Here is a 12,473-nt window from a genome sequence, read left to right as displayed (position 1 = left end):
ACAGGTTCCAAACCCATAGGGCAGAGACCCGATCAGCCCGCCGACATGCCCCCGTCGATGGGATACTGCGCTCCCGTGATGAAGGCGGACTCGTCGGAGGCGAGGAACAGGACCAGATTGGCGATTTCTATGCTTTCACCATAGCGACCCAGCGGAATCGTGCCGGCAAGCTGTTGCTTCACTTCGTCGCCGTGGCCGGGATTGAACCCTTCCTCCAGCGACCGCATCATCCGCGTGTTGACCGGCGAGGGATGCACCGAGTTGACACGCACGTTGTGGCCTGCGACCTCTATCGCGGCGGCGCGCGTCAAACCGACAACGGCATGTTTCGACGTGATATAGGGCGCGACGTTCGGGCTGCCCTTGAGGCCCGCGATCGACGACATGTTGATCACGCTGCCCGATTGCTGCCCAGTCATCACGGGCAAGACATGCTGCAACCCAAGGAAAGCGCCGCGCACATTAACCGCCATCACGCGGTCAAAATCCTCGATCTTCTGATCGACCAGCGGCGCGACCATGCCTTCGACTCCGGCGTTGTTGAAGAACACGTCGATGCGCCCGAACTTCTCGACGGTCTGCGCGACGTATCTTTTGCAATCTTCGACCGATGAGACGTCGGCGGCGATTGTCAGCAGGTCGTCCGGATTGCCCAGATCCCCCGCAGCATCCGACAGGTCGTCAACGTGGAGGTCCACAAGCGCAACCTTGGCCCCCTCACTCAAGAAAAGCCGGGCGGTTTCCAGACCGATGCCTGCCGCTCCTCCAGTGATCAGGGTGACTTTTTCTGCCAGACGTTTCATCGAATATGCTCCTTGGGTTCAGTTGTTTACGATCATCGTGCCCGCCTTGCCATCTAGCAGGGCAAGCGCATCCTCCAGGCGACCCACGGAGGCGAAACGCGCACGATCGGATACGAAAGTCGCGGCGGCGGCCACCTTCGGCGCCATCGAGCCGTCGGGCAAGTCCAGACGCACTGCGTCCTCCGGCGACACCTGCCAAATAGCCGATTGCGTTTCGGTGCCGAAGTCGCGGAACACGGCCTCGACGTCAGTCAGCAGCAACAGCGCGTCGGCGTTCAGCTTGTGTGCCAGAAGCGCCGTCGCGTGATCCTTGTCGATCACCGCCTCGACCCCGATCAGCGAACCGTCGGCACGCCGGACGACCGGAATGCCACCGCCGCCTGCGCAGATCAGCGTCACGTCCTGCTCGAGCAGCAGTTCCAGCACTTTCAGGTCGGGAATGCCACTCGGCATCGGCGACGGCACCACGCGGCGCCAATGCGCGCCATCCGCAGCAATGCTCCACCCCCGCGCCTGCGCGAGCCGTTCGGCTTCCGCCTTGTCATAGACCGGGCCGATGAACTTGGTGGGTTTGGCGAAGGCCGGGTCTTTGGGATCGACCTCGATCTGGGTCAGCAGGGTCGCGACCGGGCGGTCATGGCCCAGGGCGTTTTCAAGCGCCTGCTCGATCATGTAACCGATCATGCCATCGGTTTCCGCCCCCAGCACATCCAGCGGGAACACTGCATCGGGTTTGTAGGCCGCACCCTGCAATGCAAGCAGGCCGATTTGCGGCCCGTTGCCGTGGGTGACGACCAGCCGGTGTCCGGCCTTGATGATCTGCGCCAGCGCGGTAGCCGCGGTGGCGACGTTCTCGCGCTGCGCCTTGGCGGTCAGCGGCTCGCCACGGCGCAACAATGCATTGCCCCCCAATGCGGCGACAACCAGCACCGCTAGTTGCCCAGCGTGGCGACGAGCACCGCCTTAATCGTGTGCAGCCGGTTCTCGGCCTGATCGAACACGATGGAGGCCGGGCTTTCGAACACCTCTTCGGTGACTTCCATCGCCGTGATGCCGAATTCCTCTTCGATATCGGCGCCGACTTCGGTCTCGGCATTGTGGAAGGCGGGCAGGCAATGCATGAACTTGGCCCTCGGATTGCCGGTTTTGGCCATCACATCGGAATTCACCTGATAGGGCGTCAGCAGCTCGATCCGTTCCGCCCATTTTTCCTTGGGCTCACCCATCGACACCCAGACATCGGTATAGACGAAATCGACGTCTTTCACCGCGGCGTCCACATCCTCGGTGATCGTGATCCGCGCGCCGGTCTGCACGGCGACGTCATCGGCCTCGTCGCGGATCGCCTGGCCCGGCCACAGGCTTTCGGGCGCGCACAGGCGCACATCCATGCCCATCTTCGCCCCGCCGATCAGCAGGCTGTCACCCATGTTGTTGCCCGCATCGCCCATGAAGCAATAGGCGATCTCGCGCAGCGGCTTGTCGGAATGTTCCTGCATGGTCAGGAAATCGGCAAGGATCTGCGTCGGGTGGAATTCGTCCGTCAGCCCGTTATAGACGGGCACGCCAGCGTATTGCGCCAGCGTCTCGACGATAGGGTGACCAAATCCGCGATATTCGATCGCGTCATAGACCCGGCCTAGCACGCGCGCGGTGTCCTTGACGGTTTCCTTCTTGCCCAGATGCGACCCCGAGGGGCCAAGATAGGTCACATGCGCGCCCTGATCGTGGGCCGCCACCTCAAAGCCGACGCGGGTGCGGGTGCTGTCCTTCTCGAAGATCAGGGCGATTTCCTTGCCGGTCAGGCGCGGAACTTCAGTGCCGGCGTATTTCGCCGCCTTCAGGTCGGCGGAGAGTTTCAGCAAGAAGCTGATTTCCTGCGGCGTGAAGTCGCGCAGGGCCAGGAAATGGCGGTTTCTCAGATTGTAGGACATGGGATTTCCTTATCGTCGGTGGTTCAGATTGCGTCGCGGATCGTCGGGCAACTCATGCAGTGGCTGCCGCCCCTGCCCCGGCCGAGTTCGGCACCGGGGATGGCCAGCACCTCGATCCCGGCCTCCTTCAGTGCGGCGTTGGTGTCGTCGTTGCGGTCATAGCCGATGACGACGCCGGGGCGCAGCGCCAGCACGTTGTTGCCATCATTCCACTGTTCGCGCGATTGCTCCGCGGCGTCGGCCCCGCCGGTGGGCACTAGATGCAGTTTCTTGTGGCCCAGAATTTCAGCGGTGATCTCGAATATGTGGCGCGCATCCCGGCGGATATCGAGCGCGGCCTTGCCCTGACCGGGGCGCAGGTCATAGCAGGTGATCGCATCCGCCACCTCCTTGAAAGTGGTCACCACATCGCCCCCGCAATGGGTGAAAACGGTGTCCAGATGCATCGCCGCGCGCGAACTGGGCATCTGGCAGGCGATCACCCGCGTCACGTCGCCACCCTCGAACAGCGCCTCGGCCAGTTGGCCCACCGCCTGCGGGGTCGATCGTTCGCCCATGCCGACCATGACGACACCGTGCCCGATTGGCATGATGTCGCCGCCTTCCAGCGTGGCCGTCCCGAATTCCCGCGTCGGATCGCCGAACCAGACCCGCACTCGATCCGCGAATGTCGGATAAAACCGGTAGACTGCTGCCATCAGCAGCGTTTCGGGCCGCCGTGCCGCGAAATGCATCGGGTTCAGGCTCACGCCGCCATAAACCCAGGCTGAATTGTCGCGGGTAAAGATGAAATTTGGCAGCGGCGGCAGCACGAAACCGTGGGGGCCAAGGTAGCTGCCGAACATGCCGGAGGGCGTGAAAGGCAGATCGTCCACCCGGATGCCGCCGACCAGCAAACGGGCCAGTTCCGTGCCGGGCAGACCCTCCATCCAGGCACGCAAGTCGTCCCGCATCCCCACGCCGACGTCATTGCGGGTGATGCGGTGGTCGAGAACCCAGGCGCGCGCGTCGGAAATGTCCAGCGTCTCGCCCAGCAGCGCCATCGCATCCAACACCTCGACCCCTTCGCCGCGCATGACATCGGCAAAGACGGCGTGATCCTTGATCGCCTGTTTGACCCAGAACACATCGTCGAACAGCAGGTTTTCGCGGTTGTCCGGTGTCAGACGGCGATGCGCCAGGCCGGGTGGCGATACGATCACCTGCCGCAATGTACCGGCTTCGGAATGAACGCCCAATTTTGGTTCAGACATCTGGAATGCCTCCTTCTTTCTAATCAGAGAATGGCGGCCAGGCTGATCCCGGCCGAGATGAAGACGACGAGGATCAGCAGCAGGGGCCAGACGAAGACGACCCAGCGGTCGAACGACACGCGCCCGATGGCCAGACCGCCGATCACAACCGCAGAGGTGGGCGTGATCAGATTCACGAGCCCGCTCGCCGATTGATAGGCCGTCACCACGAGGTCACGGCCGACCCCCGCGAAATCCCCCAACGGGGCAAGGATCGGCATCGACAGGACGGCCAGGCCGGACGACGACGGCACGAGAAAGCTCATCCCGATCTCGATCCAAAGCATCAGGTTGATGAACGCGACTTCCGGCAGGCCGCCGAGGGTATCGGCGGCACTATTCAGGATCGTGTCGGCAATCAGGCCCTGCTCCATGATCACCACGATGCCGCGCGCCAGACCGATCACCAGCGCAACTCCCAGAAGATCCTTCGCTCCGTCGACAAAGGACGACGTTAGCTTCTTCTCCCCCATGCGGGCGACCAGCCCGACGACGATGGCCATGCCGAAGAACAGCGCGCCCATCCGAGCCATCCACCATCCCTGGCTCGAGACACCCCAAATCATTACCGCAAAGGTCGTAAAAAACAGGATCAGGACCAGCTTCTGAGTTCCGCTCAGCTTCGGCTCCTCGAACGTTGCATCCGTCTCGTTCAGAAAAAACTGCCGGTCGCTGTCGCGTTGCGCAGCGACGACGGACCGGGCCGGGTCGGCCTTAACCTTCGAGGCATAGCGCATGACGTAGGCCACGCAGATCGCGAGGCCGCCCAACAGAAGGACCAGCCGCAGCGCAATACCATCCGTGAACGGGATGCCTGCCGCGTTAGACGCGATCACCGTGGCGAAGGGGTTGATTGTCGATCCCAGCGTGCCGATCCCGGCACCGATCAGGATGATCGCCACGCCGGTCACGGAATCGTAGCCCGCCGCGATCACCACCGGGATCAGAAGCGCGTAAAAGGCCAGCGTTTCCTCGGCCATGCCATAGGTCGTGCCGCCCAGGGCAAAGAGCGACATCAGGATCGGGATCATCCAGATCTCGCGCCCCTTCAGCCGCACCATCGCCGTCTGGATGCCGGTGTCGATGGCATTCGTGGCATTCACCACGCCCAGAAAGCCGCCCAAAAGCAGTACGAACAGCGCCACGTCGATGGCATTTGCGGCATAGCTGTCGGGATCATAAAACCCCGCCACCGGTGCCAGCATGACGTCGATGACCCCCTGTGGATTGGGCTCGACCGTTTGATACGTACCCGGCACGGCGATCTCGCGCCCGACCTCTTCGTTCATGGCGCGGTCATATTGGCCCGCAGGGATAATCCAGGTCAGCGCCGCGACAACGATGATCAGGCCGAACAGGATGGAATACGCGGTGGGAAACCGCGCCGCCATGCCCTTCCCGTCCGGTGTCTTGGTCGATGATGTGTCAGACATCTCAAGTCCCCCTTATTCAATGTGATTTCTGCGAGTGTCCGGCGTGAAGCGGCACCTGGCCTGCCTGCGCATCGCCCTGACCGCCGCCGCTGGCGGACCCACTCTTGCCCGCACCAATACCTTCCAGCCGCGTTCGTTTCAGCAGCAGCGCGTTGACCGCCACCAGCGCGGAGCTGCCCGACATGGCAAGTGCTGCCACGGCGGGGCTGATGATCAACGGATAAAACACCCCTGCCGCCATCGGAAAGGCGACCACGTTGTAAGCCACGGCCCAGAACAGGTTCTGGTGCATCTTGCGCAAGGTGGCGCGCGACAACTCGATGGCCCCCACGACATCGTAGGGATCGCTTTTCATCAGCACGACATCGGCGCTTTCCATCGCCACGTCGGTGCCCGCACCGATGGCAAATCCGACATCGGCCTGGGTCAACGCGGGTGCGTCGTTGACACCGTCACCGACCATGCCGACCTTCTTACCCTGGGCCTGAAGCTCTTTGACCTTCTCGGCCTTTTGGCCCGGAAGAACATCTGCCAGCACAATGTCGATGCCCAGCTCGCCCGCGATCCGCCTTGCGGTACCTTCGTTGTCGCCGGTCAGCATCGCCACCTCGACGCCGCGTGCGCGCAGCTTGGCCACGGTGGCCTTGGCGCTCGGACGCGGCGCATCAGCGATGGCGATCAGGCCCAGCATCCGTCCGCCCTGCGCCACATGCACAACCGTGCGGCCCTCGCCCTTCAGGCGCTCGGCCTCCGCCGTCAGGGTGCCGACGTCGATACCCTCCTCGTCCATCAGGCGCCGATTGCCGACCAGCACGGTCTTGCCTGCGACTTCGGCGCGCGCGCCGCGGCCTTCGAGGTTGAGAAACTCGGCCATCTGCGGGACGTCGAGGTCCGCCGCGCGTTCGACAATGGCGAGCGCCAGCGGGTGGTCCGAGCCGCGATCGACGGCCGCCGCAGCCCGCAGCGCGTCATCCTCCGCGCCGCCTTCGGCGGCAACGACCTCGACCACGCGCGGTTCGCCCATGGTCAACGTGCCGGTCTTGTCGAAGACGATCACGTCAAGCTTGGTCGCGTCTTCCAGCGCACCGGCATTCTTGAACAGGATACCGTGCTGCGCCCCTAACCCTGTGCCCACCATCACCGCCATCGGCGTAGCAAGCCCAAGCGCGTCCGGGCAGGCGATGACGAAGACGGTGATCGTCAGCGTCAGCGCGAACAAAAGCGGAGAGCCGATCCACCAGAACCAGACCGCGAAGGTTGCAAGTCCGATCACGACGGCGATCAGCACCAGCCATTGTGAGGCTTTGTCGGCCAGAAGCTGGGCGGGTGCCTTGGAGTTCTGCGCCTCCTGCACCAGCTTGACGATCTGCGCCAGCGCGGTGTCGGCCCCGACCTTGGTGGCGCGGTACCGGAAACTGCCGCTCTTGTTGATGGTGGCGCCGATCACGGTGTCGCCGACGGCCTTGTTGACCGGCATGGATTCGCCTGTCAGCATGGATTCGTCGACCAGCGACGCGCCTTCGACAACCTCGCCATCCACCGGGATCTTGTTGCCGGGCCGGATCAGCACGATCTCGCCCTCAAGTACTTCGGAGGTAGGCACCTCAACGTCTTGCCCATCGCGGATAACGGTCGCCATCGGCGGTGCAAGATCGAGCAGTGCGCGGATTGCAGCGGACGCCCCGGCCCGCGCGCGCATCTCCAGCCAGTGACCCAACAGGATGAACACCAGCAGCACCGCCACCGCCTCGTAGAATTGCACGCCCGGAAAGAAGAAGGTAGACCCGACGCTGAACACATAACCGGTGCCAACCGACAGCACGACCAGGACCGCCATGTTCAGGATGCCGTTGCGCAGGGCGCGCCAGGCGGCGACGAAGAACGGCCAGCTTGGCCAGATAATCGCGGCACTACCCAGGAAGAACAGCCACAGATCCAGTTCCAGCCCGAAGGGCGGCGCGGGTGGCGTGAACAGGCCACCCATCGGCGAATAAGTGAAGATCGGGATGGTGAACAGCAGCGCCACCCAGAAGCGGTTGCGCATGTCGCGGACCATGCTGGCCATGTCCATACCACCGCCGTGGCCCATCTCGTGCGCCATCGCGTCGTGGCCAGCCGGGGCCTCCGCGCCAGACATTTGATGGTCGGCGTGGCAGACATGGTTCGGAACCCGCTCCCCGGCGCAGTGGAATCCGCAGGCCTCAACCGTGTTGCGCAGCTCTTCCTCGCCCACTGCCGTCTCATCGTAGTGGACTGTCACGCTTGCCGATGCCGGGTTCGCTTCGGCGCTGTGCACGCCGCCGAGAGCTGACAAATGGCGTTCGACCGCGAGATGATCGAGTTCCTCGAACAGCCCGCGGACCTCAAGGGTCAATTTTTTCAATGTTGGCTCCTGTCGATTTTCCTTGCGATCGAGAACGACCGTTTAGGTAAATAGACGTTGCCGGTCTCCAAACCTTACAGTTCCATCCGAAAGGCATTGATTTGCATGAAAGCCACTGGCGATTCCTCAACTCGGCAATTCGAATACTTTGCCGACGGGGCGCGCCAAGTCTCCGCAGAGGCCTCGTGCTCAGGGAGGTAATCGCGACTGAGCTGCGCCCGCGACCGTCCCATCGCAATGGGTGGTCAGCGGCGCCGAGAGGACTCCCGTAATGAGCCGGTTGCTTTTCAACGCCCAGTTTGTGCCTTAGGTTTGCACTTTGGGCCGTCCCAAAAAAATATGTCGGAGAAAGAATTCCATGTGCTTGTCCGCGCAAGTCAGCTTTGCCGCCAGCGTTTTTCTTGTTGGCGGCGGCACGGCCATTTCAATTGTGGCGTGGCGGCGAAACAAACGGTATCTTCCGCTTGCCCTGATGCCGCTTTTTGCCGGACTGCAACAGTTTACCGAGGGTTTTGTCTGGGTCGGCATGAACGGAAACGATCCCCTGACGGTCTTATGGGGAGCTATGGGGTTCATTTTTTTCACCTGGTTCATGTGGCCGATCTGGGTGCCATACTCGGTCTACGTTCTGGAACCGGACGACAGCCCTCGGAAGCGGTTGTTCCGCCTCATGGCGTTGATCGGACTGGCCTTCGGTCTATTGCTTTACATCCCGCACGGGCTGAACAGCAGCATGGTCGTGGTCGAGATCAACAACCAGTCGCTGGCCTATGAAAAATCAATGTGGCTTGATTACATGATGCCACGCTGGCTGACCAATACGATCTATGTGACCCTTATCACCCTGCCGCCAGCGCTGTCGCATTACAAACATATGCGCCATTTCGCCCTGACGCTGGTGGCGGTGATCGTGATCGATATCGCCTTTCTCCAGTTTGCCTACATTTCGTTTTTCTGCCTGCTGGCGGGGCTCGCAACGCTGCATCTGGTGTACATCATTTTGACCAACAAATGCGCCCGTGAATGCCCTGAATTGTTCGCCTGATTCCGTCGCCTAGCTTTGCTTGTCGCAGTAGGGGATCGCTTCGGCGCTAGACTGGGCAGTAGCAATCATCGGGATCCTCCAGGCAGCAGGCTCCACAATGGTATTGGATCGCCTCGCGCAGAGCAGCGCGCGCCCTGTGCAGCCGAACGCCAAGGGCATTGCGGTTCAACCCCATATCGGCGGCCACGATTTTCCGATCCTCTTCACCGAAATCGATCCGCCGGATCAATTTGGCATCAACGGTACGAAGCTCGGTAAGCAGCCTGCTCGGACAAGTGCACAGCCGCGCCATCTGCACCGGCGCATCGGCAACCAACTGATGTGGGTCTCGTGCGACAGCTACGGCCAAGCGGCTGCGCCGAGTGGCTTTGCGAAAATGATCGTTCATGGTGGACCGGAGGATCGCGTATAGCCATGCATCCATGCGTTCCACGTCGCGAAGCTGATCCTTGCGAGTCAGCACCCGAATGCAGAACTCTTGGAAAACATCCTCGGCATCCGCGCGGTTGCCGACCCGTTTCGCGAGGAAGCCGAGAAACGCTTTTCGCCCTTCGACCAGTGCGTTCTCGGTCGCTGTTCCACTATATTGTTCTTCCACATTGCTGTTCATTCGAGTTCCTCCTTTTATTGGCTCCACTTAATCACACGACGGTATTTGGCCTCTGGTCGGCCGCGCTTCCGAAGTGACTGAAGGAGTAAAAAATCAGAGCCAGTCCTGTCACGATCATCGGCGCGGAAAGCACTTGACCCATCGTCAGCCCCCATTCGCCGAAATGAAGCGCGTGACCGATCGGATTCTCGGCGGTCACGAACTGCATGTCCGGCTGCCGGAACAGTTCCACGAAGCTTCTGGCAAGGCCGTACCCAGTAAGGAAAACCCCGGTCAGAGCACCGGGGGCCTTCAGCCAGCCGCGCCGCCAGGCGAGATAGAGCAGGAGTGTTCCGAGCAGCAGCCCTTCCAGAAGCGCCTCGTATAGCTGCGAAGGGTGTCGGGCGCAGAGCCCGGTGATGCCGTCACAGACTTGCGCCGCCTCGCCCGGAAAGATTATCGCCCAAGGAACGTCCGTAGGCCGCCCCCAAAGCTCGTTGTTGGTGAAATTCGCCAGCCGTCCCAGAAACAGCCCCGGCGGAGTTGCCAGCGCAAGCAGGTCTGCGGTGCTGAGCAGGGATCTTTTCTGACGAAGACAGAATATCAGCGCCGCAATCCCTACACCCGCAAAACCGCCGTGGAACGACATGCCGCCCTGCCACACCTTGAGGATTTCCAGCGGGTTGGCCAGGTAATAGCCGGGCTGATAAAACAGCACGAAACCCAGGCGCCCACCCACGATCACGCCCAGTATGATCCATGTCAGAAGGTTCTCGATCTGCTCGCGATCAAGTGGCGGACCGGCCGGGGGCCAGAGTGCCGGGCGATTGACTGCGGCCAGACAGATGCGCCATCCGATGAGGATGCCGACGATATAGGCCAGCGCGTACCAACGCAGCGCGAATGTGAAACTGCCGATTTCGATCGAGAACAGATCGGTTCCGATGTCCGGAAATGGTATCGCTGCGGTCAACATTGAGGGAGTCCCTGTTCTTTGCTTTGGAACCGAAAACCGAAATGCCCCTGGCGCTCAATCCATGGTGCTCGTTTCAGAAGATGGTGTGCGTCACGATCAGTCATGGCGTAATCTACATCTTTGCCAGTCCCTGACGCCGATGAAGACGAGCGGGGTCAGGGTCAGAGCGCCCAGTCCGATTGCAGCCCAGGCAGCACGGGAGGTGTCTCCGCTGACGGCTTCGTTGCCGAAATGCGCGAGTACGAAACTGGCAGGAATAATTCCGGCTAACGTGGCCAGTCCGAAGCGCCAGAAATGCAGTCGGCTGAGCCCCGCTGCATAGCTGACAATATCGAACGAAACGAATGGTAACAGCCGACTGATAAAAACCGTGAATGTTAGCGCGTTCTGAGAGCCAAGCCAGCCAACATCGATCTTGTCGCCAAACCATTGCCGCAATACGTCCCGACCCAAAAACCGGGCGAGAACGAAGGCTGCAAGAGCGCCGAATTCGGCACCGAGAACGATGTAAACTGTTCCGACGGTGTGGCCGTAGGCCGCGCCTGCAGCCAGTGCGATGGGTGCACTTGGGATCGGCGTGGCCACGATCGCTATCGTCATCAGTCCGACGACTAAAATTGGCCCCCAGATACCTGCAGCCATGACCCAAGCAGAGATCCTGTCGCCGTTCAGGCGGGTCAGGGTGTCGGGCAGCGGTCCGAACGCAAGGACCAGCAAGGCCGCCGCGAATGCCAGCGCGATGGCGGTCTTGACGGTTGGTGTGAGCGTATTGTTACGGTTCATCTGCGCCTCATGTCAGGTCAAGGGCATCGAGAGAGACTTCAGGCCGCGTCCAAAGCGGCCCGGAGCAAATCGCGGACTTGATCGGCGACTTCGTGCAACTCGGCGTTCTCTACCGCTTGCATAGAGGCCACAGGGTCAATGGCGCTGATTTCGGTGCCTCCGTCCATCTGGCGCAGAATCACATTGCAGGGCAGCATCGCGCCGATGCGCGGCTCGATTTCGATGGCCTTGTGGGCCATGCCCGGATTGCAGGCACCAAGGATGCGATAGGGCGCCATCTCCACACCCAGCTTCTTTTTCATCGTCGCCTTCACGTCGATCTCGGTCAGTACGCCAAAGCCCTTTTCTGTCAATGCATCGCGGACGCGCATTTCAGCGTCGCCCAAGGCGACATCTTTCAAGACACGATCATAGGTATAGGCCAATTCGATTTTCTCCCTTTCGGATTTTCTGTGGTTGCTGCTCATTGCCTGGACTTGGCAAGTCCGGACGCGGTCTGGTGTTGCGTCCGGATGTTTTCGGATCAGACGTTTGGGGAAGCGGCGCCAGTCAGAGCTGGCGCCGAACCTCTCAATTGTCGTTCATCATGGTGCCGTCGCCCATGCCCTGGCCATTGCCGGGCTGACCCTGCGACTGCGCCATGTTCGACCGCATCATCTGCATCCGTTCCATCATTTCGGCAGGCGCCACCATCTCTTCCGCCGTCACCGCGCCGTCACCGTCGGCATCGAGGTGCTGGAATCGGTCCACCATCATCTCGCGGATCATCGCGCTGTGAAGCGTTTCGAACTCTGCAATCGAGAGGGAGCCGTCGCCATCGCCGTCATATTCGGCAAGCTTGGCCTGCAGCTGCGTGCGCATCTCTTCAGGAGTGACCTTGCCGTCGCCATCAGCGTCCAGCATCTTCGTCATGCCTCCGCCCATCGGGCCCATAACGCCCATCATGCCGCCGCCCATCATGTTGCCATGCATGCGCTGCATCATATCCATCATTCCATCCATGCCCTCCATCATGCCCATCATGCCGGGGGCACCTCCTTGCGCGGCACCGGGTCCGGATTTTCCGCCGTGTCCGTGGTGGGACTCCGCGAACGCGGCACCGCCAAGGACGGTTGCAGTGAGGGTCATTGCAGCGAGTAGAGTATTGCGTTTCATTTAGGTTACCTCGTGTCAGTGTTGCGATACAGAACATATGGCAGATGCCTGTCGCGAAGGAATGCAGGGAGCGCAGGCGT

General features: G+C 61.5%; 12 protein-coding genes. 1 reads left to right on the top strand and 11 read right to left on the bottom strand.

Going from position 1 to position 12,473, the window contains the following annotated elements:
- Positions 1 to 32: 32 nt before the first annotated feature.
- From ROSMUCSMR3_RS20585 to ROSMUCSMR3_RS20560, 6 genes are read right to left on the bottom strand one after another with little or no spacing between them, the layout of a single operon-like run.
- Entirely contained in the window at positions 33 to 803 is a 771-nt protein-coding gene (locus tag ROSMUCSMR3_RS20585; RefSeq protein ID WP_008282900.1) for an SDR family NAD(P)-dependent oxidoreductase, read from the bottom strand.
- A gap of 18 nt (positions 804 to 821) precedes the next feature.
- Positions 822 to 1,733, bottom strand: coding sequence for a carbamate kinase (gene arcC, locus ROSMUCSMR3_RS20580; protein WP_008282901.1), 912 nt, complete (start codon positions 1,731 to 1,733; stop codon positions 822 to 824).
- Between the two features lie 2 nt (positions 1,734 to 1,735).
- On the bottom strand, positions 1,736 to 2,737 hold the full coding sequence (gene argF, locus ROSMUCSMR3_RS20575; protein WP_008282902.1) for an ornithine carbamoyltransferase: 1,002 nt from the start codon (positions 2,735 to 2,737) through the stop codon (positions 1,736 to 1,738).
- A 23-nt stretch (positions 2,738 to 2,760) separates the two neighbouring features.
- On the bottom strand, positions 2,761 to 3,990 hold the full coding sequence (locus tag ROSMUCSMR3_RS20570) for an arginine deiminase (protein ID WP_008282903.1): 1,230 nt from the start codon (positions 3,988 to 3,990) through the stop codon (positions 2,761 to 2,763).
- Positions 3,991 to 4,013: 23 nt separating this feature from the next.
- Positions 4,014 to 5,462, bottom strand: coding sequence for a YfcC family protein (locus ROSMUCSMR3_RS20565; protein WP_037275431.1), 1,449 nt, complete (start codon positions 5,460 to 5,462; stop codon positions 4,014 to 4,016).
- A 16-nt stretch (positions 5,463 to 5,478) separates the two neighbouring features.
- Positions 5,479 to 7,845 carry a heavy metal translocating P-type ATPase gene (locus tag ROSMUCSMR3_RS20560; RefSeq protein WP_008282905.1) on the bottom strand — a complete coding sequence of 789 codons (2,367 nt, stop codon included), beginning with the start codon at positions 7,843 to 7,845 and terminating at the stop codon, positions 5,479 to 5,481.
- A gap of 319 nt (positions 7,846 to 8,164) precedes the next feature.
- Here ROSMUCSMR3_RS20560 and ROSMUCSMR3_RS20555 point away from each other — a divergent pair, with 319 nt between their 5' ends.
- Complete coding sequence (locus ROSMUCSMR3_RS20555; protein ID WP_237183598.1) at positions 8,165 to 8,890, top strand: DUF6629 family protein; 726 nt, start codon at positions 8,165 to 8,167, stop codon at positions 8,888 to 8,890.
- A 46-nt stretch (positions 8,891 to 8,936) separates the two neighbouring features.
- Here ROSMUCSMR3_RS20555 and ROSMUCSMR3_RS20550 read toward each other — a convergent pair whose 3' ends face one another.
- The 5 genes from ROSMUCSMR3_RS20550 to ROSMUCSMR3_RS20530 all read right to left on the bottom strand — a co-directional run bounded on the left by ROSMUCSMR3_RS20550 (position 8,937) and on the right by ROSMUCSMR3_RS20530 (position 12,393).
- Positions 8,937 to 9,500: an RNA polymerase sigma factor gene (locus tag ROSMUCSMR3_RS20550; protein WP_037275434.1), complete on the bottom strand. Its 564-nt coding sequence runs from the start codon at positions 9,498 to 9,500 to the stop codon at positions 8,937 to 8,939.
- Positions 9,501 to 9,531: 31 nt separating this feature from the next.
- Complete coding sequence (gene lgt, locus ROSMUCSMR3_RS20545) at positions 9,532 to 10,455, bottom strand: prolipoprotein diacylglyceryl transferase (RefSeq protein WP_037275436.1); 924 nt, start codon at positions 10,453 to 10,455, stop codon at positions 9,532 to 9,534.
- 96 nt (positions 10,456 to 10,551) lie between these two features.
- The gene (locus tag ROSMUCSMR3_RS20540; RefSeq protein WP_099911740.1) at positions 10,552 to 11,238 is read right to left on the bottom strand and encodes a TVP38/TMEM64 family protein; all 687 of its coding nucleotides are present in this window, start codon (positions 11,236 to 11,238) and stop codon (positions 10,552 to 10,554) included.
- A gap of 38 nt (positions 11,239 to 11,276) precedes the next feature.
- Entirely contained in the window at positions 11,277 to 11,663 is a 387-nt protein-coding gene (locus ROSMUCSMR3_RS20535) for a DUF302 domain-containing protein (protein ID WP_037275483.1), read from the bottom strand.
- A 145-nt stretch (positions 11,664 to 11,808) separates the two neighbouring features.
- The gene (locus ROSMUCSMR3_RS20530; RefSeq protein WP_233145758.1) at positions 11,809 to 12,393 is read right to left on the bottom strand and encodes an EF-hand domain-containing protein; all 585 of its coding nucleotides are present in this window, start codon (positions 12,391 to 12,393) and stop codon (positions 11,809 to 11,811) included.
- Between the last annotated feature and the right edge of the window lie 80 nt (positions 12,394 to 12,473).

Source organism: Roseovarius mucosus (assembly GCF_002080415.1).
In the GTDB taxonomy this organism is placed as follows: domain Bacteria; phylum Pseudomonadota; class Alphaproteobacteria; order Rhodobacterales; family Rhodobacteraceae; genus Roseovarius; species Roseovarius mucosus_A.
Note: the sequence above shows the minus strand (reverse complement) of the source record. Positions and strands in the feature narration are given on the sequence as shown.

Bases quoted from the DNA above. Each gene is read 5' to 3' on its own strand.
- ROSMUCSMR3_RS20585 (WP_008282900.1), bottom strand. From the start codon at position 803: ATGAAACGTCTGGCAGAAAAAGTCACCCTGATCACTGGAGGAGCGGCA.
- argF (WP_008282902.1), bottom strand. From the start codon at position 2,737: ATGTCCTACAATCTGAGAAACCGCCATTTCCTGGCCCTGCGCGACTTC.
- ROSMUCSMR3_RS20570 (WP_008282903.1), bottom strand. From the start codon at position 3,990: ATGTCTGAACCAAAATTGGGCGTTCATTCCGAAGCCGGTACATTGCGG.
- ROSMUCSMR3_RS20565 (WP_037275431.1), bottom strand. From the start codon at position 5,462: ATGTCTGACACATCATCGACCAAGACACCGGACGGGAAGGGCATGGCG.
- ROSMUCSMR3_RS20550 (WP_037275434.1), bottom strand. From the start codon at position 9,500: ATGAACAGCAATGTGGAAGAACAATATAGTGGAACAGCGACCGAGAAC.
- lgt (WP_037275436.1), bottom strand. From the start codon at position 10,455: ATGTTGACCGCAGCGATACCATTTCCGGACATCGGAACCGATCTGTTC.
- ROSMUCSMR3_RS20540 (WP_099911740.1), bottom strand. From the start codon at position 11,238: ATGAACCGTAACAATACGCTCACACCAACCGTCAAGACCGCCATCGCG.
- ROSMUCSMR3_RS20530 (WP_233145758.1), bottom strand. From the start codon at position 12,393: ATGAAACGCAATACTCTACTCGCTGCAATGACCCTCACTGCAACCGTC.